The sequence below is a fragment of the Paraburkholderia sp. SIMBA_053 genome (genome assembly GCF_046534895.1).
In the GTDB taxonomy this organism is placed as follows: Bacteria; Pseudomonadota; Gammaproteobacteria; order Burkholderiales; family Burkholderiaceae; genus Paraburkholderia; species Paraburkholderia caledonica.
Genome location: NZ_JAWRXU010000145.1, coordinates 1 through 421 on the forward strand (window position 1 = coordinate 1; position 421 = coordinate 421).

The following is a 421-nucleotide window of genomic DNA, read 5'->3' on the forward strand; positions in this document are numbered from 1 at the left end:
CCATATTGATCCCGACCTGATCGCTGAAACGCAGTATCGCTATGCATGCGAAGGGTTGCGGATCTGGTGATGGGAACAGGACTTCGGCTGATTGCAGACCAAACTCACTCCACGCTGAGCGGACAAGTCGAGCGTGAGTCGAAAGGTAGTACTCCCGGTCAAACATCCCGCCTTCTGTGCTTGGGTAACTCACGATAAGGGTAGTCATATTCAGTCCCGTGTTGAGATGCGTTTGAGAGTTGCGTTACGTGGATGCGCCGGCGCCTTGCAATGGTGCCGGCAACGCTCGCGCGCGCCGCAGCATCTGCCATCCGAACAACAACATCCATAGCGGCAGAACCAGCACGACGACCATCTCGCTGGCATTCGAAAACGCGTCGAGATCCGGAAACAAGCCGAACAGGAAGAAGACCCCGAAAGC

Annotated in this window: 1 protein-coding gene; it reads right to left on the reverse strand. The window is 56.1% G+C overall.

All coding sequences use genetic code 11. The features are described 5' to 3' along the window. Nucleotides 1-208, reverse strand: a 208-nt coding sequence (locus SB753_RS34980) for a hypothetical protein (RefSeq protein WP_410804621.1), incomplete at its 3' end; no start/stop codon positions are given. Nucleotides 209-421 lie beyond the last annotated feature (213 nt).